22 protein-coding genes are annotated in these 18,101 nt (G+C 63.5%); 8 read left to right on the forward strand and 14 right to left on the reverse strand.

The window, feature by feature from the left end; genetic code table 11:
• Window positions 1–23 precede the first annotated feature (23 nt).
• Complete coding sequence (glpD, locus tag BLW56_RS04690) at window positions 24–1,574, forward strand: glycerol-3-phosphate dehydrogenase (RefSeq protein WP_093509459.1); 1,551 nt, start codon at window positions 24–26, stop codon at window positions 1,572–1,574.
• 30 nt (window positions 1,575–1,604) lie between these two features.
• Here glpD and BLW56_RS04695 read toward each other — a convergent pair whose 3' ends face one another.
• Both BLW56_RS04695 and BLW56_RS04700 read right to left on the reverse strand, forming a co-directional pair.
• On the reverse strand, window positions 1,605–2,264 hold the full coding sequence (locus tag BLW56_RS04695; RefSeq protein WP_093509460.1) for an MOSC domain-containing protein: 660 nt from the start codon (window positions 2,262–2,264) through the stop codon (window positions 1,605–1,607).
• Between the two features lie 40 nt (window positions 2,265–2,304).
• On the reverse strand, window positions 2,305–3,468 hold the full coding sequence (locus tag BLW56_RS04700) for an MFS transporter (protein ID WP_093509461.1): 1,164 nt from the start codon (window positions 3,466–3,468) through the stop codon (window positions 2,305–2,307).
• Between the two features lie 100 nt (window positions 3,469–3,568).
• On the opposite strand from BLW56_RS04700, the gene BLW56_RS04705 reads away from it, so the two are divergent.
• Genes BLW56_RS04705 through BLW56_RS04715 form a run of 3 tightly spaced genes read left to right on the forward strand, consistent with a single transcriptional unit; the run spans window position 3,569 to window position 5,838 of the window.
• On the forward strand, window positions 3,569–4,498 hold the full coding sequence (locus tag BLW56_RS04705) for a LysR family transcriptional regulator (RefSeq protein ID WP_093509462.1): 930 nt from the start codon (window positions 3,569–3,571) through the stop codon (window positions 4,496–4,498).
• 9 nt (window positions 4,499–4,507) lie between these two features.
• Window positions 4,508–5,332 carry a formate dehydrogenase accessory sulfurtransferase FdhD gene (gene fdhD / locus BLW56_RS04710; RefSeq protein WP_256203301.1) on the forward strand — a complete coding sequence of 275 codons (825 nt, stop codon included), beginning with the start codon at window positions 4,508–4,510 and terminating at the stop codon, window positions 5,330–5,332.
• Window positions 5,329–5,838 (forward strand): molybdenum cofactor guanylyltransferase, encoded by a 510-nt coding sequence (locus BLW56_RS04715; protein WP_093509464.1) that lies wholly within the window; start codon window positions 5,329–5,331, stop codon window positions 5,836–5,838. The genes fdhD and BLW56_RS04715 overlap by 4 nt, the downstream gene beginning before the upstream one ends.
• Here BLW56_RS04715 and BLW56_RS04720 read toward each other — a convergent pair.
• The 7 genes from BLW56_RS04720 to BLW56_RS20805 form a co-directional block, all read right to left on the reverse strand.
• The gene (locus tag BLW56_RS04720) at window positions 5,833–6,465 is read right to left on the reverse strand and encodes a DUF1345 domain-containing protein (protein WP_093509465.1); all 633 of its coding nucleotides are present in this window, start codon (window positions 6,463–6,465) and stop codon (window positions 5,833–5,835) included. The two genes, BLW56_RS04715 and BLW56_RS04720, sit on opposite strands and share 6 nt — an antisense overlap.
• Before the next feature lie 8 nt (window positions 6,466–6,473).
• Window positions 6,474–8,747 (reverse strand): FdhF/YdeP family oxidoreductase, encoded by a 2,274-nt coding sequence (locus tag BLW56_RS04725; protein WP_093509466.1) that lies wholly within the window; start codon window positions 8,745–8,747, stop codon window positions 6,474–6,476.
• Window positions 8,748–8,876: 129 nt separating this feature from the next.
• Window positions 8,877–9,182, reverse strand: a complete 306-nt coding sequence (locus BLW56_RS04730) for a TFIIB-type zinc ribbon-containing protein (protein WP_093509467.1) — start codon at window positions 9,180–9,182, stop codon at window positions 8,877–8,879.
• Between the two features lie 216 nt (window positions 9,183–9,398).
• Window positions 9,399–10,043, reverse strand: a complete 645-nt coding sequence (locus BLW56_RS04740) for a glutathione S-transferase (protein ID WP_093509469.1) — start codon at window positions 10,041–10,043, stop codon at window positions 9,399–9,401.
• Window positions 10,044–10,072: 29 nt separating this feature from the next.
• Window positions 10,073–10,375, reverse strand: a complete 303-nt coding sequence (locus BLW56_RS21030; RefSeq protein ID WP_371262228.1) for an FCD domain-containing protein — start codon at window positions 10,373–10,375, stop codon at window positions 10,073–10,075.
• Entirely contained in the window at window positions 10,315–10,461 is a 147-nt protein-coding gene (locus BLW56_RS21035; protein WP_371262204.1) for a hypothetical protein, read from the reverse strand. The genes BLW56_RS21030 and BLW56_RS21035 overlap by 61 nt, the downstream gene beginning before the upstream one ends.
• Entirely contained in the window at window positions 10,458–11,069 is a 612-nt protein-coding gene (locus BLW56_RS20805) for a helix-turn-helix transcriptional regulator (protein WP_256203302.1), read from the reverse strand. Before BLW56_RS20805 ends, BLW56_RS21035 begins: the two co-directional genes overlap by 4 nt.
• On the opposite strand from BLW56_RS20805, the gene BLW56_RS04755 reads away from it, so the two are divergent.
• Window positions 11,037–11,510, forward strand: coding sequence for a nuclear transport factor 2 family protein (locus BLW56_RS04755; RefSeq protein ID WP_093510789.1), 474 nt, complete (start codon window positions 11,037–11,039; stop codon window positions 11,508–11,510). The two genes, BLW56_RS20805 and BLW56_RS04755, sit on opposite strands and share 33 nt — an antisense overlap.
• 222 nt (window positions 11,511–11,732) lie before the next feature.
• Here BLW56_RS04755 and BLW56_RS04760 read toward each other — a convergent pair whose 3' ends face one another.
• Entirely contained in the window at window positions 11,733–12,089 is a 357-nt protein-coding gene (locus BLW56_RS04760; protein ID WP_093509472.1) for a hypothetical protein, read from the reverse strand.
• A gap of 279 nt (window positions 12,090–12,368) precedes the next feature.
• On the opposite strand from BLW56_RS04760, the gene BLW56_RS04765 reads away from it, so the two are divergent.
• Both BLW56_RS04765 and BLW56_RS04770 read left to right on the forward strand, forming a co-directional pair.
• The gene (locus tag BLW56_RS04765) at window positions 12,369–12,791 is read left to right on the forward strand and encodes a VOC family protein (RefSeq protein ID WP_093509473.1); all 423 of its coding nucleotides are present in this window, start codon (window positions 12,369–12,371) and stop codon (window positions 12,789–12,791) included.
• A 297-nt stretch (window positions 12,792–13,088) separates the two neighbouring features.
• Window positions 13,089–13,844, forward strand: a complete 756-nt coding sequence (locus BLW56_RS04770) for a hypothetical protein (protein ID WP_093509474.1) — start codon at window positions 13,089–13,091, stop codon at window positions 13,842–13,844.
• Window positions 13,845–14,093: 249 nt separating this feature from the next.
• Here BLW56_RS04770 and BLW56_RS04775 read toward each other — a convergent pair whose 3' ends face one another.
• Window positions 14,094–14,498, reverse strand: coding sequence for a hypothetical protein (locus BLW56_RS04775; protein WP_177175818.1), 405 nt, complete (start codon window positions 14,496–14,498; stop codon window positions 14,094–14,096).
• A 235-nt stretch (window positions 14,499–14,733) separates the two neighbouring features.
• On the opposite strand from BLW56_RS04775, the gene BLW56_RS04780 reads away from it, so the two are divergent.
• Window positions 14,734–15,249 (forward strand): hypothetical protein, encoded by a 516-nt coding sequence (locus BLW56_RS04780; RefSeq protein ID WP_093509476.1) that lies wholly within the window; start codon window positions 14,734–14,736, stop codon window positions 15,247–15,249.
• Between the two features lie 134 nt (window positions 15,250–15,383).
• Here the strand turns inward: BLW56_RS04780 and BLW56_RS04785 are convergent, their stop codons facing one another.
• The 3 genes from BLW56_RS04785 to BLW56_RS04795 are packed head-to-tail and all read right to left on the reverse strand — an operon-like array spanning window position 15,384 to window position 18,095.
• Window positions 15,384–16,217, reverse strand: a complete 834-nt coding sequence (locus tag BLW56_RS04785; protein ID WP_177175819.1) for a GDSL-type esterase/lipase family protein — start codon at window positions 16,215–16,217, stop codon at window positions 15,384–15,386.
• A 16-nt stretch (window positions 16,218–16,233) separates the two neighbouring features.
• The gene (locus tag BLW56_RS04790; protein ID WP_143043374.1) at window positions 16,234–17,388 is read right to left on the reverse strand and encodes a DUF3089 domain-containing protein; all 1,155 of its coding nucleotides are present in this window, start codon (window positions 17,386–17,388) and stop codon (window positions 16,234–16,236) included.
• Complete coding sequence (locus tag BLW56_RS04795) at window positions 17,385–18,095, reverse strand: TetR/AcrR family transcriptional regulator (RefSeq protein WP_256203303.1); 711 nt, start codon at window positions 18,093–18,095, stop codon at window positions 17,385–17,387. The genes BLW56_RS04790 and BLW56_RS04795 overlap by 4 nt, the downstream gene beginning before the upstream one ends.
• Between the last annotated feature and the right edge of the window lie 6 nt (window positions 18,096–18,101).

Genomic DNA, 18,101 nt, shown 5'->3' on the forward strand with positions numbered 1-18,101 from the left:
GACAACGCTGCCATAGGAACGCCATGACCGACACCCCTGCCCCTTATGATGTCATCGTCGTCGGCGGCGGTGTCAATGGCGCGGGCGTTGCGCGCGATGCGGCGGGGCGCGGCGCGCGCGTCCTGTTGATCGAGGCGGACGACCTTGCCGAAGGCACCTCGTCGAAATCGACCAAGCTGATCCACGGCGGGTTGCGCTACCTTGAACATTATGAGTTTGGCTTGGTGCGCGAGGCGCTGAAGGAACGCGAAATATTGTGGGGCATCGCGCCGCACATCATTCGTCCGCTGCGCTTCGTGTTGCCGCACCGGCCGGGACTGCGTCCGCGCTGGCTGCTGCGGCTGGGCCTGTTTCTTTACGACCATATCGGCGGCCGCAAGAAACTGCCCGCGACGCGTTCGATCGATCTTCGGCATCACGACGCGGGCGGACCGCTTCAGCCGCAATATGTGAAGGGTTTCGAATATTCGGACGGCTGGGTCGACGACGCCCGCCTCGTCACACTCAATGCCCGTGACGCCGCCGACCGCGGCGCCCGCGTCCGCACGCGCACGCGGGCCGAGATGCTGCGCTGCGAGGATGGGCTGTGGGTGGTCGACGCGCGCGACGACCAGGGCCACCAATATCGCTTCACCGGCCGCAGCGTCGTCAATGCGGCGGGCCCCGCCGTGCTCGACCTGCTCAAGCGCGCCGATGCCGAGCCCGATCATCAGATGCGGCTCGTTCGCGGATCGCATATCGTCGTGCGGCGGATCTTCGAGCATGATTATGCCTATTTCTTCCAGCTTCCCGACGGGCGTATCTTCTTTGCCATTCCCTATGAACGCGACTTCACGCTGATCGGCACGACCGATCAGGACCATGAGGGGCCGGCCAGCGAGGCGAAGGCGAGCGACGAGGAAATCGCCTATCTGTGCGAAGGCGCCAGCCTCTATTTCCGCATGCCCGTCACCCCCGCCGATGTCGTGTGGACCTATTCGGGAGTGAGGCCGCTGATCGAGGACGGATCGGGGCGTCCCGAGGCGGCGACGCGCGGCTACCGGATCGACCTCGACATGACCGAAGGCGCGCCGCTGCTCACCATCTATGGCGGCAAGATCACCAGCTATCGCCACGTCGCCGAAGAGGCGGTCAACGAACTTTCGGGGCACATCGATGCCCTGTCGGGCAAGCGCTGGACCGGCAGGTCATCCTTGCCCGGCGGTAATTTTCCGACCGATGGCGTCGCGGCGCTCAAGGCCGAATATAAGCTCGCCCATCCCTTCCTCGCCGCCCCGACGATCGATCGCATCGCCCGCGCCTATGGCACCGACGCGCGGCGCTGGCTTGCAGGCGCGGATGATTGGGCCGCGCTCGGCGGCGAAATTGCGCACGGGCTCAGCGTCGCCGAGCTTCGCTGGATGGTAACGCGCGAATGGGCGCGGACGACCGACGACATCCTCTGGCGGCGGAGCAAGCTGGGGCTGCACTTTACTACCGAAGAGGTCGCTCGCCTTGCCGAACAGACCGAACGCCTCGTCAGCGAAGCGCGCTCGGCCGATCCCGAATATTTCGACGGCCTGGTGAATGGCTGACAAGGATCGTCGGGCGGCGCTCCCCGCCGCCTAGTCGGCGCCGAATTGCTCGGCGAGCTTGGCGCGGCGCGCTTTCCATGTTTCGGCGAGGATCGGCACGTCCCGCAGCGCGCGCAGGTCGGCCAGCCGGTCTTTCGCCTCGCCGCCGATCAGCAGGGCAAAGAGCGACGCCAGCGGCCATTCGGGATAGGGCCGCTCGACAAGCTCCAGCCCGTCGCCGGCGCGGACATGGCCGGGTTCGAGCACCCGATAATACCACCCCGTGCGCCGCGTCTTGACCACCTGTGCCATCACGCCCTTGGTCTGGAACCGGTGGTCGAGCTTCCAGCACGGCTGGCGCGCCTGCGTCACTTCGATCAGAGCGGTGCCCAACCGAAAGCGGTCGCCGAGAAAGACATTCTGCTCGTCGAGCCCGGTCGTCGAGATATTCTCGCCGAACGCGCCTGGCGCATCGAGCAAGGGGGCATCGCCCAGATAGCTCCGCCACCAGTCATAATGGTCGGCCGGATAATGATGGATCGCCTTGTCGATGCCGCCATGGACCGTCCGGTCGGCCTGTTCATCGCCGACAAGCCCCATCGCATCGACAGCGACCGCGTCCATGACCGGCAGCTTGCCGATGGCGCTGGGCTCGTCGCCGCGAAAGGGCTGCGACTTGCCAAGGAGGACAGCGAGAATCGGCGTTTCCATGCCGCCGATTGCATAAGCCCGGCGGCGCAAATGGCAATCGTCAGGCTTGCACGAGTAACGGAACGGCGCGTTGCCGCGTCGCAAGGACGATGACCAGTCCCGCCAGAGCCATGACGGCGCCCGCAATCGACACCGCAGGGAAGCCGAGTCCGGCGCCGATCACCCCGCCGCCGACCGCCGCCCCGATGGCATTGCCAAGGTTAAACGCGCCGATATTGACCGCCGAGGCAAGGTTCGGAGCGTCGGATGCCGCCTCCATCACGCGCATCTGGAGCGGCGGGACGATGGCGAAAGTCGCGACGCCCCACAGGAAGATCGTGACTGCCGCGGCGATCGGCGAATACATCGTCGCCGCAAACAGGATCAGCATCACGACAAGCCCGCTGAGCGAGACAATCAGCGTGCGGTCGATCGAACGATCGGCGAACACGCCGCCAAGCCAGTTGCCCACGGTGAGGCCAAGGCCATAGATCACCAGCATCGCGGTCACGAACAAAGTCCCCGCCCCCGTCGCCTCAGTCAGGATCGGCGCGATATAGGTGAAGACGGTGAACATCGCCGCCGACCCGATCGCGGTCAGCGCAAGCGCGACGAGCACTTCGCGGCGCTTCAGCACACCAAGTTCGGCGAGCATATTGCCACCCTCGGCCCGGGGGATGTCGGGGAGCGCGAAGCGAAGCGCGGCCATGGTGAAAAGGCCCCAGATCGCGATGATGCCGAAAGCGGTGCGCCAGCCGAAACTCTCGCCGATCCATGGCGCAAGCGGCACGCCGATCACATTGGCGAGCGTCAGCCCCATGAACATCGCCGCGACCGCGCTCGCGCGCTTGTCGGGTGCGACGAGGCTGGCCGCGACGACCGAGCCGACGCCGAAGAAGGCGCCATGATTGAGCGAAGTGGTCACGCGTGCGACCATCAGCGTCGAATAATCGCCCGCGATCGCCGAGAGAAAGTTGCCGAGCGTGAAGATAGCCATCAGGCCGATCAACAAGGTGCGGCGGTTCATCCGCGCGGTGGTGAGCGTCATCAGCGGCGCGCCGAGCATCACGCCGAGCGCATAGGCCGAGACGAGCAGCCCGGCGGCGGGAATCGAGACCCCGAGCCCCTCGGCCATATCGGGCAGCAGGCCCATCGGCGCGAATTCGGTGATGCCGATGCCGAAGGCGCCGGTCGCGAGTGCCAGCAGCGGAAAATTGATCTTCATGAGCCTGATTCCCTGATTTTCATCAGACGCACAGATGGCGGTGCAAATAGCCCAAGTTTAGAGCGTGTTTCGGTCAAACATTTATGCGTATAACGCACAGATGAGCCGCGATCGCGTCAACCGTGCCGCCGATATGGAAATCTTCGCGACCGCGATCGAGCGCGGCGGCTTTTCCGCCGCGGCGCGCGTGCTCGGCCTGTCGCCGTCGGCGGTCAGCCGGACAATCTCGGGAATCGAGGCGCGGTTCGGCGTCCGCCTGATCGTCCGTACCACGCGCGCGCTGGCGATGACGGCGGAAGGCGAGGCCTATTATCACGCCGCGCGGCGCATCCTCGCAGACCTCACCGAAGTCGAGCAGGCGATCGGCGAACAGGCCGCACCGCGCGGGCGGCTCCGCGTCAGCACCACCCATTCCTATGGCCGCCGCTATATCGTGCCGCTGCTCGGCACCTTCGCCGACCTCTACCCCGGGATCATCGTCGACATCAGCCTGACCGACATGGTGATCGACCTCGTCGAGGAGCGCGCCGATGTCGCGATCCGCATCGGCCCGCTGCCCGACAGCCCGCTGATCGCGCGGCGGCTGGGCGAAAGCGACCGCGCCGTCATTGCCTCGCCCGCCTATTTGGCGAAGCACGGCACTCCCGCAATGCCCGAAGAGCTTGAGCACCATCGCTGCATTGGTTTCAACTTCCGCCGCCGCCAGCCGTGGTGGCCGTTCGTTCGCGACGGCCAAGGCTTCGACCTTCCCGTGACGCCCGCGATCGAGGCGAACAATGGCGACACCGTCGTCCAGCTTGCGCTTGAAAATGTCGGTATCGCGCGTGTCGGCCGCTTCAACGTCGCCGACGAAATTGCCGACGGCCGACTGGTCGAGATTCTCGCCGACTTTAATCCGGGTGATATCGAGCCCTTCCATGCGCTTTACCTCGGCGGGTCGACCCTGCCCGCGCGCGTGCGCGTGTTCATCGACTTCCTCGCCGACCGGCTCGGCCGCGACGGTTGGGACAAGCCCGCGTCGATGGTTTAGGCTGCGCAGATGATTCAGCCAGATGATCAGCGCGATCGAGAGATGGTCGACCTGCCCGTCCGCCGCCTCGGCCTTGCCGAACCCGGCGACGCTGACCTGACCCGCAGCATCGCGATCGAGGCGCCGGTTTCGGTCGAGGTCGGTGGCATCGCCTATGCGGTGATGATGGCGACGCCCGCCGATCTCGATGATTATGCTGTCGGATTTGCACTGAGCGAGGGTCTGATCGAAACCGCAGACCAGATCGGCCGCGTCGATGTCCATCCGATCGAAGGCGGTTTTGCGCTGCGCATCTGGTTGCCGCCCGAACGCAATGCGATCGCGCTCGAACGCGCACGCACGCGGGTGAGCGAGAGTAGCTGCGGGCTTTGCGGGATCGAGAATATCGAAGAGGTGCTGCGGCCGCTGCCCCCCGTGACCGCACGGATCGGGACCGACCGCAGCGCGATCGCCACCGCATTGGCGTCGCTCCGCGATCACCAGCCGCTCGGCCAGGCCACGGGTGCGGTCCATGCCGCGGCCTTCTGCTCGCCCGCGGGGCAAATCCTGCTCGCACGCGAGGATGTCGGGCGCCACAATGCGCTCGACAAGCTGATCGGCGCGATGGCGCGCACAGGCGTCGATCCGGCCAGCGGCTTCATTCTGCTCTCCGCGCGGTGCAGTTACGAACTCGTCGAAAAGACCGCGCGCGCGGGCTGCCCGATGCTCGTCACGGTTTCGGCCCCCACCAGCCTTGCCGCGACACGCGCGGCTGCGGCTGGCCTGACGCTCGTCGCTCTCGCACGGACGGACTCGGCACTCATTGTCAGCGATCCGCACGGAATGATCGCGTGAAAACGCTCGGCGCGGTCCTCGCAGGCGGACGGTCGAGCCGTTTCGGGTCGGACAAGGCGCTCGCCATGCTGGATGGACGAAGCTTGCTCGACCATGCCGCGACGGCGCTCCGCTCTCATTGCGACGCGGTGGTCATCGTCGGTCGCGGCGAGATCGCCGACTGGCCGCGCCCCGATATGGGGCCGCTGGGCGGGATGGCCGGGGCGCTGATCAATGCCGCGGATCACGGGTTTGATCAGTTGCTGACCGCGTCGGTCGATTGCGTTCGTTTGCCCGATGATCTGCGCGCGCTGCTGGAGCCCGCGCCGGCCTTTCTGGAGACGCAGCCGGTGATCGGGCTGTGGCCCGTCGCAGCGCTGCGCGACCTTCAGGTCATGCTGGAAGATGGGAGCGATCTCGCAGTCAAAGCCTTCGCCCGGGGGATCGGCGCTCGTAGCGTGGCGAGCGATTTCGTACCGCCGAATATCAACAGCGCCGCCGACCTCGACCGCCTGACGGGGCTATGACCCGCCGATGGCATTCACGGTGAACGCCAAAATACCCATGTTGAAGATGAACGCCGCCATGCAGTGGCCGAGCACGACGCGCCGCATATGCGCGCCCGATATGGTGACGTCGGAGGTCTGGAAGGTCATACCGAGCGTGAAGGCGAAATAGAGGAAATCCCAGTAATCGGGTTCATGCACCCCCGGCACCTCGATCCCGCGCCGGTCGCGGCCATCCTTTTGCAGATAAAAGAGATGCGCATAGTGGAGCGTGAACACCATGTTCGCGAACAGCCAGGCAAGCGCGAGGGTCGCGACGATCAGGACGACATCGGCGCGATCGAGCTGGTCCGGGCTGGCGACCAGCGTGCCCACCGCGAACAATATGACGAGCGACAACAGCACGGTGATCGCGAGCAAGCCGGCGCGGTTGGCGTCATTGCGTTCGGCCCGGCGGCGCATCTGTTCGGCATCGGCGCGGAACAGCGGCACGACCGTGCACAGAAAGACAAGCGCTGCCGCGTCGAAGCCGATCAGGAGGGCAGCGCGCGGACCGACCCCGGCGACAAGCGCCGCAGCCAGCACGGCGACCAGCACGACGGGAAAGATCAGGAAACGGACCGGCGCGATATGCTTTCCGACGGCCATCGGCGGTGTCAGCCCGCGGCCCCGACGACGCGCACCGGGATCGACTTCGCCGCCGGACAGCCGCTGGTCTTGTCATAGAAAGCGAGCGGAAGCAGCGGATTGAGCTCGGGATAATAACCCGCCACCGAGCCACGCGACATCGGATAGTCGAGGATCGTGAGCCCATCGACGCGGCGCGAAATGCCATCGGCGCCGATCGTTTCGAGCGCGACCTTCGCGCCCGCCGCCAGCCCGCGCGAGGCGATATCCTGGGCATTCATGAACAGGATCATGCGGTCGTTATACACGCCGCGATAGCGGTCGTTATAGCTGTAGATCGTCGTGTTGAACTGGTCGTGCGACCGCACGGTGGCGAGGCGCAGCATGTCGGGATCGGCTACCGGCGCGTTGACCGCGAGCCCCGGAAGGACAAGGAAATTGGCCTTGCCGCTCGGCGTCGCCCAGACGCGCCGGCGCGGCGGGATGTCGAGGTGGAAACCCATCGGCGCCTCGATCCGCTCGGCAAAGCCTTCATAGAGCGCAGGATAAACCGCCGCGATCTTGTCGCGGATCAGGCTGTAATCATCGATATAGCTCGCCCAATCGACCTTGCTCTCCGGCAAGGTCGCCATCGCCATGCGGCAGACGATTTCGGTCTCGGTCAGCAAATACTCGCTCGCGGGTTCGAGCACACCGCGCGAGGCGGTCACGTTCGACATCGAATCCTCGATCGTGACGAACTGTTCGCCCTTGGCGGTTTCGATCCGTTCTGAGCGCGCCACAACGGGCAGGATCAGCGCGTCCTTGCCATGCACTAGATGCCCGCGGTTGAGCTTGGTCGCGATCCCGACGGTCAGGTCGAGCTTTCGCATCGCCGCGTAAGACCGATCGGTGTCGGGCACCGCGCGGACGAAATTGCCGCCGAGCCCGATGAAGACCTTTGCCGTACCCGCCAGCATCGCCTCGACCGACTCGACCGAGTGGTGCCCATGTTCGCGCGGCGGCTCGAAGCCGAAGACATCGCGCACCTTGTCGAGATAGGCTTGGCTCGGCTTCTCGTCGATGCCGACGGTGCGGTCGCCCTGGACGTTCGAATGGCCGCGGATCGGCGAGATGCCCGCGCCGGGCTTGCCGTAATTGCCCTTCAAGAGCAGCAGGTTCGCGATCTGCTGGACGAGCTCGGACCCCTGCTGATGCTGGGTCACCCCCATGCCGTAACAGATGATCGTCGCGTTCGAGCGAATATAGATTTCGGCGCAGCGGCGGATCTGCGCCTCGTCGATCCCCGATGCCGCGACAAGGTCGGGCCAGTGCTGCGCCTCGATATCGGCCTTGAGCCCGGCAAAACCCGATGTGTGCTCGGCGATGAAATCATGGTCGAGGACGGTTTCGCCAGCTGCCTCGCGCTCGAACAGCGTCTTCATCATGCCCTTCAGGAACGCGAGATCGCCGCCGATCCTGATATGCACGAATTCGCTGGTGATCGCGCTCGACCCGAAGGTCGCCATCTGAACGATATCCTGCGGCTCGGTGAATTTGATCAGCGCACGTTCGGGCATCGGGTTGACCGCGACGATGGGAATCCCGCGTTTGCGCGCCTCGACGAGCGGCGTCATCATGCGCGGTGCGTTGGTGCCGGCATTATGCCCGATCAGGAAGATCGCCTCCGCATGGTCGAAATCCTTGAGGATCACCGTGCCCTTGCCGATACCGATCGAGTGCGGCAGCCCGCGGCTCGTCGGTTCGTGGCACATGTTCGAACAATCGGGAAAATTGTTGGTGCCAAATTCGCGGACGAAAATCGAATAGAGGAAGGCGGTCTCGTTCGCGGTGCGGCCCGATGTATAGAATTCGGCCTGATGCGGACTGGCGAGCGCGCGCAGATGCGCGCCGATCAGCGCGAAAGCGTCGTCCCAGTCGACCGGCACATAATGATCGCTCGCGGCGTCATATCGCATCGGCTCGGTCAGCCGCCCCTGCATCTCCAGCCAATAATCCGACTGCGCCATCAGGTCGGTGACGCTGTGCTGTGCGAAAAAGTCGCGTGTTACGCGGAATTTCGTCGCCTCGTGCGCAAGCGCTTTGGCGCCATTTTCACAGAATTCGAGCTTCTTTGTGCAATGCGCGTCGGGGAAGGCGCAACTCGGGCATTTGAAGCCGCCCGGCTGGTTCATCGACAGGAGCGCGCGCGATCCCTTGGTGACGACGCTTTGTTCGAGCAACACCTTCGCGGTCGCCGCTGCGGCCCCCCAGCCGCCGGCGGGGCTGTTATAAGTCTTATACCGTGGTGCATCGTCTGCCATGCCGCCAACTAAAGCATAGCGACCCGATCATATCCATCGGTCTTTGGTGTTAAGGATGCGGATACGCCCCCTCGGCGCAGCCTGTCGGGAAAAGCGGCGGGGACGGCCGAGCCGTCCCCGCCAGCCGGTTCAGTCGAAAAGCTCTTCAAGGAAGGATTTTCGCCGTTTCGGATATCCCTTGTGATGCTTGTTATAACCCGGATCCCACCCGTGCGATGCCGCGGGATAACCCTGCGGAGGCGGGGCCGATTGAGGGGCGTGCTGCGGCGTCGGCTGCGACAGCGCGCTGCGCTCGATGATCTTGTCGAGTTCGCCGCGATCGAGCCACACACCGCGGCATTGCGGGCAATAATCGATCTCGACCCCCTGTCGATCAGACATGGCGAGCGGGGTTCTGCATGCCGGACAGGGCATACCAACTGCGGCGCCGGTCATCGCGCATTGCTCCCATGGCGCCAGGAAAATCGGGAAAAAATATGCGTCATCGCATGGTCTCCAAACATGATCCGACCGGGGATGCGATGCGGCTTGAAAAAAGCCTGTTGGTCGAGCCGGCATCGGAAATCCCCGATGCGGTCCGACATCACGATCCAGAAGGATCGCCAGAGGGGCCCGGCCCGCATCTTCGACATAAGCGATGCGCGCGCGAATTCAATGACAACGCGTGGCCGCTCGTTCGGTTCGGCCCGCTTCTCCTTCCGCCCATGGCGCGAACCTGACCATCACGCGATCAAACAGGTCCGACGTCACGAGGCCGACCAGCCAATCCCGGACCCGCTGCGGCGCGTTGACCGCGAACCAGTCCGCATCGACGCCCGCAAACTGCCGCACGAAAGGAAATAGCGCGATGTCGCTGAAACCCCGTTCCGCACCGTCCAGAAAGGCATGCCGCGCCAATCGCTCGTCCAGTTTCGCCAGCATCGCCAGACCCGCCGCACGGTGCGCGATCGGGTCGGCATCATAGCGCCCGGAATATTTATATCGGTCGAGATGATGCTTGAAGCCCTCGTCGAACTCCATGACCAGCGCCGCGTCGGCGCGCGGCACCCACCGTTCCGGGTCATGCTGCGCCAATGCCCAGCGCATGATGTCGAGGCTTTCGTCGATGACCAGACCGTCTGCAAGCACCAGCACCGGCACGGTCCCCTTCGGCGAAGCCGCGAGCATTGCGGGCGGCTTGTCGCGCAGCACCACCTCGCGATGCGAATACATCGTCTCGCTCACCGTCAGGGCCATTCGTGCGCGCATCGCATAGGGGCAGCGCCGGAAGCTGTAGAGGATCGGAATATCGGCCATCGTCCGCCCCTTAAACCGGGCTCCGGCGATCACCAAATCGGGCGCCTGGCGATGGAGCGATAGCCGCGCTGTCCCCCTACCGGCGCGATAAAATCAGAACTGATCCCGCAGCATTTCGCCGATGGAATTGTTGAAATGGCTTTCCATCGCGGCGCGCGCGCCGGATCGCGTTCGGCGATCGCTTCGGCGACCTCGCGATGCAACGCCAGCGTCTCGTCGCGTTCTTCATGCGTCGTCCGCCCGGACCAGGCGCGCGGGATCGCAAGCGCCATCAATTGCTCGAACGAGCGGACGATCTGATAGAAAAGCTGATTGCCGCTCGCCGCGGCGATCGTCTGGTGAAGATGAAATCGCGCACCGATTCGACCGCGCGCTCGACGAACGAACCGCGCCCACCGGGATCGACCATTCCGCTCATGCTGCGACTCCGACGCGGCGCATCGCGGTGGGCGCCATGCCGAAGCGGCGCGAAAAGGCGCGCGTGAAGCTGGCGTTGTTGAGATAGCCGCAGCGATAGCCGATGCTCGCGACCTGCAGATCGCTCGCCGCGAGCATCTGCCGCGCCTGGCGCAGCCGCCGCTCGCTCAGCGCCTCGGCGATGCTGCACTGGTAAAGCTCGCGAAACCCGCGGGTCAGCTTGTCGCGATTGATGCCGCAGCTTTTGGCGATGTCGTCGATCGTCAGCTTTTCCTGCCAGCGGGTGTCGACGATCCGGCGCGCGGCGGCGATGCGCGCGATGTCGCTTTCGGTCAGGCTCGGCTGCCCTTCGACGGCAACGAGATTGCCGGAGCGCAGCGCCGCGAAAAACTTGCAGAGAAGTTCGGTACTGCGCGCAAGGCGGAGCGTGTCAGCGGCGGCATCGTCGCTTTCGGGTGAGACGATCGACTGGCCGAGCGCGCGCAGGTCCGACGGCAGATACCAGCGCGCGTCGGGATCGGGCAGGTCGCCGAACAGGCGGCGACAGGCCCGGCGCGAGACAGCGAACGCGAGCAGATGCTCCTCATTTTCGAGTTCGCGAAACGCCAATGTGCGAACGACGGGCTCACCGATATCGCCGAAGCCGAAACCAACCGCGCGACGATCGCCAGGGCAATGGATGCATGGGCGGCCGGAACCGGCGGACCTTATGATCCGCTTACCGACGAAGCGGTGTGGACGATCTCCGGCAATTCGCTCGCGAGCAAGACCTACCCCTCGAAGGAAGCGTTCATAGCCGAGGTCGTCCGACCGTTTAACGCCCGGATAAGCGCGCGTTTGATCCCGAGCGTCCACAATATGTACGCAGACGGCGATACGGTAATCGCGCATTTTTACGCGAAGGGAACGGCACGTGACGGCCAGCCCTACGCCAACAGCTATGCGTGGATCCTGACACTGAAGGACGGACGGATTGTAGGCGCTTTTGCCTTCTTCGACGCGAAGGCGGTCGACGGTTTTGGGACGCGGGTGGCGCCGGTTGCCGAATGAACCTTTGCGAAGCGTTGGACGGCGTGTTCGCCGTCCAACGCTTCGCAATTGGCCGTTTGCAGTCAGTCCGCTTTTGACGAGGAATTGAAAGAAGCAGCCGATCGCGGTGCGCGAGAGGCAAGGGCCGGAGGAGGCAATATTCCTGCTGAATGGAAATTTCGCCAAATCCGGCTGTCGTGGCGAAGCCTCTCTGTCCACAGATATTCCGCTATTGCTGTATAGCTAACATTTGCCTTGCGCCTTCAAGCGCTGGTGATGTGCATCGACCTGTTGCTGCGCCAACCGAAAAGCCATGGCGGCATTCGTCTTGCGTTCCCGGCTGCGATACTGGTTCACTATGACATTCCCGTCCGTTTCGGACAGGTTTTTTAGCGCGCATCGGGCGTTAGGATTTTGCCGACCCAAGCGATCGAAGAGCTCGGTTTTTGCCTTCCACTCGCCTTTCTTTTCTCCCTTGTATTTGTGGTTGGTCGCATCGGCCCAACCAGGAACATAGTTGTAATCCTGCGCCCACACCGAACTCGGGACGGAAATAGCCAGAACCAGGGCCGCTGCCCGCCTCACAAAGAATTTTATCATGCTTCCTCCTGATTTCCTTGCAAGCCGTGGCTGACCTCGATGTCTTCAGCAGGACCCTCATCGGCGGCGTCCGGTTCCATAGCATAAGGACAAAAAGCGACCGATAGTCGACGTTGCCCACCCTGTTTGGCATCGCTAACAAATGTGCGTCGAGAAAGGGGAGATTGGTGCGGTTAGCCCGGTCCCCGCGCAAGCGGGCCCTGACCTTCGCTGCGGCGTTGTGTCCCTAGACCTGGAACGCTGTCGTAATGGTGCGGCAGCGAGGGAAAGGCTTTGGATATGCAACATCAGATCTCCGTCATCACACTCGGTATCAGCGATCTCCAGCGGTCCCGCCGCTTTTATGTCGAGGGATTTGGCTGGACGCCTGTCTTTGAGAACGAAGAAATCATCTTCTATCAGATGAACGGCTTTGTGCTCGGCACGTTCGACAAGTCGGCACTTGAAGAAGACATGAACCGTTCGGGGCTTTCAGCGCCCGGCGCCTTTTCGCTAGGACATAATGTGTCGAGCCAAGCGGAGGTTGAAAGCGCGATCGAGCAGCTCGTCCAAGCAGGCGGGCGCCTCATCAGACCAGCAGATGCCCCCTCGCATGGCGGTTTTCGAGGATATGTGGCCGATCCCGACGATCATGCCTGGGAGATAGCATGGAACCCCAACTGGCCTATCGATGAGAATGGCCACGTCACATTTGCGATTTAGTGTGGTTGTCCGCTTGCCTGTGTTGTCGCAGGTCAGCGGACAGTCGGAAATCGTCTGGCGTCGAACATGCTCGTGAAACCCTGCCCACGCTTCTTCGGAGTATTGCAGATGACGACCTGTCAGGGTCGAAGGCGTGAACCTCGAACAGCGGACGTTACTATTTCTTGCTCTGCGCACCCTCTTGTGATCACTTGCAACGGGGACGCGGGGGGTAGTCACTGACCCCTGCTGGCGAAAGTGGGGGTGGTGAATGTGCCGTACCGCAATGCGTGGATCTATTGTCTCGCGATAATCGCGATGACGGTACTGGCCTTTTGGCCCGGATATTTCTCGCGGCTCGGCACGGCGAAGATAGCTTGGCATGTTCACGCGATCACAGCGACGGCCTGGCTGTTGCTGCTCGCAGCGCAGAGCTGGTCGATCGACCAGGGGCATCGTGCTCGGCACCGCAGCCTTGGTCTGGCGGCTTTTGTCCTGATCCCGCTCTTCCTTGTCGGTGCCGCCGGGGTCGAGCATAGCATGGCAATCGCAACGGGTTCCGGACAAGATCCCTTTTACAACCTTTGGGGCTCGCCGCTCGGCGTCTACGATCTGATCGGCTCGGCGGCCTTCCTCTGGTTTGGCGTGATGGCGCTGAAGGAACGGCGCAATGTCGCGCGGCATGCCGCCTGGCTGCTTGCGACCCCGTTGCTTCTGATCGGACCTGCGCTGGGGCGCGTGTACAATGCCCACCTTCCCGGCCTCATTATCAACGGCCCCCAGGATTTCCCGTTGTTCCGCTGGAGCGTCCATCTCGGCGGCATGACCGCGGCTGTGATCGCGCTGTGGCTATGGTCTCGCCACCGTCGGCACGGACAGCCGTGGCTGGTCGTGGCAGCGGTCATCATGCTGCAGTCACTATCGTTCGAGACAATCGGTTTCAGCCGGATCTGGAACGCCGCATACATCGCATTTGGCGATATCGCGGCTCCGGTGCATGCCATTGGTGCTGGCATGATTGCGGCAGCCGCGCTTTGGTGGGGTTGGCGCTGCGTTTACGCGGATCAAGATTGATGAGGGCTCAAACTTGGATCGAAACTCATAATCTCCGCGGGAACGGTCGCGCCTGGCACACCATTGGCGGCGTGGTTTTTTTGGAAATTAAGGCATGCTGACCTTTTACCGCTTATTTTCTCGAGCCCTCCTGACGATTGGGCTGATCGCTGTCGCGGCTTGCAGCAATGCCCCGTCTCCCCCGGAGGAACGAACCAGCGCAATCGCGCCCCAAGCTGCGGAACCCGCGATTGCAAATAGCAAATCCGATCAAGCGGGCGCCATGGCCACCTCCGTGGCCGCGCCTCCCCCGGAAGACGAGGCGGTTGCGTTCGGCAGCGACATATGCGCGTCCTCAACGGATGGCAGGACCGTGGCATGCGGCCCCAATGCCAACATATGCACGACATCCACAGACGGCGGACATGCCGCTTGCGGCGGGCGCGCGACTATCTGCACGACGAGCACGAACGGAAATTCGGCGGCATGCGGCGGACTTGCTCCAATCTGCACGTCTTCCACAAGCGGCAATAGCGTTGCTTGCGGGGGTCTTTCGCCGATCTGCACCGGCAGCACGAACGGAAATTCGGTCGCCTGTGGCGGCCGTGCGTCGATTTGCACGAGTAGCACGGACGGATCCGACGTTGCCTGCGGCGGGCTCGCTTCGATCTGCACCGGGAGCACGGATGGTTCCGACGTTGCCTGCGGCGGTCAAGCGTCGATTTGCACCGGGAGTACGGATGGAAGCGATGTGGCGTGCGGGGCCCTTGCGACGATCTGTACCACCAGCACGGACGGCGTCGATGTGGCATGCGGCGGACGCGCGAGTGGCTGCGTCACAGGCAGGACCGGTCGTCGCGCCTGCGGCGATGGCTCCTATTCCTCAGACTGATACCCAAGGAGAATGAGAATGAAATCCAAGTTGTGGGCAGGCGTGCTTGCGCTAGCGCTATGGGTTCCCGAACCGGCCGCCGCGCAAATTCTCGTCGGCAACGGGATCGTAAAGGTGCAGTGCGATGGGCGCGTTCGTTGGGGTTCGGCAAGCGGAAATATCGACTCCACACACCCTTTCACGATCACGCTTACCTATGACCTCGGCAGGAACGTCGTTAAAATCAACGACGGCACCACACCGACTTGGGACGGCAAGCCGCTCTTTATCCAAGGAAAGCAATATCCGATCACAAAGAATGATTTCAGGGGCGCCGTTTCGTTCGTCGCGGAAAAGCTCGCACCGAACGTACCCGATAACAATGCCGCAGGCGGTGTCTTCCTCCTCTACCCCGACGCAACATTCGGACTCACTGAGGCATTTGATAACGGTATGTCATTTCTCGGAATGAATGTTCAGTCGGCGGTTTTCCTCGATGGGACCTGCCACAAGTTGTCTCCGCCGGTAGCCGCTCCTCGTAAGCGACCACAATAGCGCCACCCGCCCCTATGATCCGGGCATGTTTCGCAACTGCGAATGGCGGTAACCTGTCCGCCGGCTTGCCGATGAAAGGCTGGCGAAGCGGTCATTGCCAGTCTGCTCCAAATCAGAAGCGCATTTGCGATCGGCTAGAAATTTCTCTGCAACGCCCGTTTCATCTCACCATATCCAATGCGATTGGGATGAACCCCGTCGAACGTGAAACGCCCATCGATTGAACGGCTGCCGTCCGAAATCACTTCATGATAATCGACGAATGTGATCTCTTCAGCTTGTGCAAAGGCCTTCAGCCAGGCGTTCAGATCGACGATCCGCGGCGCGGGATCGATGCCGGGCTTCCACGCGAAACGCCCGGCAGGCGGAATCGCACCAAGGATCACGCCGATCCCGTTCGCTTTTGCTAGCGCGACCATCGCGCGGATATTGTCGCGAAACTGCGCCGCGCTGGTTGGCCCCGCGTTGCCGGCGATGTCGTTGGTCCCTGCAAGGATATGGACCTTTGCAGGACGCAGCGCGATGACGTCGGCCTGGAATCGCAGTAACATTTGCGCGCTCGTCTGACCGCTGATCCCTCGATTCACGATGTCGGCGCTAAAAAGTGCGGGATCAGCGAGGGCCCAAAGCTCAGTGATCGAATCGCCCATGAACACGATACGCGGTGGCCGGGCTGAATCGGCCGACCGCCTTTCATTGTCGGCGCGATAACGACAGAGGTCGGCCCAGTCGCTCTTCCGGGCTTTGGCATTGGCTGCCTGATAGGCTTTCAGTTCTGGCGGCGGCGCGGGACGCGCGGCGCCCTGCGCCAATTCGGCGAGCGCCCCAAAATAGGCTCTTACCGAATCCGGAACCGCAATGACCAACCCGGCGCAGGGTTCGGCAACCATAGCCGACGCCGCAACATGTCGCGCCGCAACCGGCGCAGCCGCGCCGCACAGAATGAAGGCGATCATCGCGTGGATCATCGGCTTGGCTTTGCGCTCAGCCCGGATGACGCGCTTTCCAATTCGCGACGCGGTCGACCGCATTGGTGCGTATATTCGCATAGAACAATCCATAGTCGTTGCGGTGATAGCTGCCGTAGAACCAGCTCAGCGAGTCCCGGAACGGCGACATCCAACCGATTTCGACGTCGAGCAGCATGTCGTTGCATCGCGCCCCCGTCAGACCATTTTCGAGCGGAGCCAGCGGGGCTGCCCGTTCGGGGTAGGGCGCCTTCGGGAAGGGCAGTGCGCCAAGGTTGGCGGCCGCCCCCGCCGAGCCCGTTTCGTCCCAGGTCAGCGGGTTGACGCAAATCGCCGGCGCGGTGCTTTTGACCCGTCGGCCCTGCCACCAGAAATCGACGCTCTTCGTCAGCATCGACGCCGCGTCGCGGCCTTTCTCGCTGGCGTTCCACGAGATCACACAGCCCGTCTGGCGCGCGCTGGCGCAGGTCGGCAGGCCGAGCGACGCGAAACTCGCGGGCGTGTAGGCGCCGATCGTATAGGCCGCGACCAGCCGGTCCTGCAGCGGGGTGCCGATCACCGCCTCCTGCAACAGACGAACCGCGTGCCCCGTCCCCTGGCTGTGCGACGCGATGATGAAGGGCCGGCCCTTGTTGTGGTGCTCGACATAATATCGAAACGCGCGCGCTACATCCGAATAGGCAAGCGCAACCGCGTCTCCGTCGCCGAGCCCACGCAGCGATGCCTGCCGGTAATGCGGCGCATAGAGCGCACAGCAGCCGTTGAAGGCCGAAAGCTGCGCGAGCAGCACCGGGCCGTTATACGCGCCGTCGACATCGTAGGGCGCATTCCAGACGTCGTTCTTCAGATACATGGTCGGATGGATGAAAAAGACGTCGGCGGGCGCCCCGGCCTCATCGATCGCCTTGAAGCCCGGCGGCACCGACCGCTCCGGACCGTTGCGGCCGGGAAAGGCGAACCACGCCGCCTGCTGCGCATAGTCGGGCGCGGGCGGCGCCTTCGTCTCCGCGAAGGGCTTTTCGGGTTCGCGCGAACTTTCGATCAGGCTTTGGGCGACCGAACATTGCGACAGCAGCGCGAGCAGCACGACGATCGTGATCGCGATCTTCCAGCGTTTGCGGATTCGGCCGCTTTTGCCGCGCAGCCAGTTCGGCGCCGCCGCTGCGCTCACTGCCCGGCCTCGCGCGCCGCGCGGCGCGCTTCGCACGTCGCGATGAAGCCCGCCGCCATAAAGCGCGCCATACGCTCCCTGACCGCCTCGAAATCGTCGGACTTGCAGAGCCCGCCCGACAGCTTGTCGATACGCCCGGTACGGCCGAGCGTGAGCATCAGGCCGGCCGAGACGAAATGATAGCCCCAGAACAGGTCTTCGCGCGGACAGTCGGGCATCGCCTGCTGGAGTATCCCGATCAGCCGCAGCACGACCGCATCGAAATGCGTGTCCATCAGTTCGGCGCCCCATTCGGCGGTGTTGCTCATCTGCGCGCCGAGCTGGCCATAATGGCGCCAGCCGATGCCGCCCTCGCCATGCGTTTCGAGGTCGGTGTCGAGATAGGCACGCAATGCGCCCTCGACCGTCGGCCGCCCCTCGACTGCGCGCTCATAGGCGTCGAGCGCCTTCATCCGGCGTTCGATCGTCACCGGCGCGCGGCGCGCGATGACCGCGTCGAACAGCTCCTTCTTGTCCTTGAAATAATAGTGAAGCAGCGACTGGTGGACACCGACCTGCGCCGCGACCTCCTTCAGCGTCACGCCGTACAGGCCGCGCTTCGAGAACAGCTCCTCGGCGGCGTCGTAAATCTGTTCCATCGTCGCCGCGCGCTGGTCGGCCTTGGTCGGCTTCCTGCTACGCTTCACCTGCTTTTCCGGCTTGGTCATTTCATT

The organism is Sphingopyxis sp. YR583, from assembly GCF_900108295.1.
Taxonomy (GTDB): domain Bacteria; phylum Pseudomonadota; class Alphaproteobacteria; order Sphingomonadales; family Sphingomonadaceae; genus Sphingopyxis.